Source organism: Citrobacter sp. Cpo074 (assembly GCF_030332745.1).
In the GTDB taxonomy this organism is placed as follows: Bacteria; Pseudomonadota; Gammaproteobacteria; order Enterobacterales; family Enterobacteriaceae; genus Citrobacter; species Citrobacter portucalensis.
This window is the reverse complement of the sequence record NZ_JAOWHG010000013.1, coordinates 1-936: the sequence shown is the minus strand read 5'-3', so window position 1 is coordinate 936 and position 936 is coordinate 1. Positions and strand designations below refer to the sequence as shown.

The 936-nt window shown below is 45.4% G+C and carries 1 protein-coding gene and 1 pseudogene; both read left to right on the top strand.

Annotation, left to right across the window (positions count from 1 at the left end; translation table 11 throughout):
- Positions 1-522 (top strand): annotated as a pseudogene (locus OGX83_RS00640) (hypothetical protein); the annotation flags it as partial.
- On the top strand, positions 506-936 hold a 431-nt coding region (locus OGX83_RS00635; protein WP_286587222.1), incomplete at its 3' end, for a DUF1240 domain-containing protein. The pseudogene OGX83_RS00640 and the gene OGX83_RS00635, both read left to right, overlap by 17 nt.

The following is a 936-nucleotide window of genomic DNA, read 5'->3' as shown; positions in this document are numbered from 1 at the left end:
GTGAAGATTACGGGCTACCCTTCTCTGCGGCGCATTCTTAACGGAACCCGTTACCGGATTAACCATCCTAAGGTACTTGAAGTGGGCATTGGCAGCGCCGGGTTTCGAAATAACATAATGTCAGGGGCCAGATTCTGCATCTGGTTTTCCGCCTGCTGGCGGTTCATTGAGGTGGTGTTTAAATCCGAGCATGACGTCGCCGCACTGCTGGGAAACGTGACGATGGATGTGGCGAAGGTGATTGTAAGTGTTTTTGTCTCGCAATCAGCGGGTAGTGCTCTTAGGTTCGTTGTACCTCTATTTATCTCTAGCGGGGCCGTTCCGGTTTGGGGAGAAATCGTTTGTGTCGTTGTATTAGGTTTTATTATTGCTAAGACACTGAATGAAGTGGACGAAAAATATGAGCTATCAGATAAAGTTATAGCGTGCATTCGTGAGGGGATGAAAGAGCGGCAAAGAATTGCAGAGTGGAACGCCCAACGGCTGGGGTACAGAAGTTCCCTATATGGCGGAATTTATTGATATGAACTTCAATATAAATCTGGAGAATATTAAGAAAAGATGCAAGTTGTTTCTTTGTATGTTCTTTTTTGGAGGCATGACCTGGGTGGGGTATATTGCCAGCGTACCTGATCTCACCGATCTCATTGAATCCAGAAGCATCGTCTATTTTTTCTGGGGTTCATTTTGCATGTTTTTCATGATTCCGGTGACGGGTTGCTTTACTTTGGGCACTGCCTATCTGGCTTTTGCGAAAAGCATGCAGCCGCCAAAATTCTTCGACAGGACATTTACCATTGTTTTCCACGTCGCGGGGGTAGGATTTGTTATTGGTAATATTTTCTCTTTTATTGTTATTTTTTATCCTCTTGGTACTAACTATGTTTTATGTGAGCGTCCAGGCCCGACGTCTGGCACCTATTACACCCGGACCGA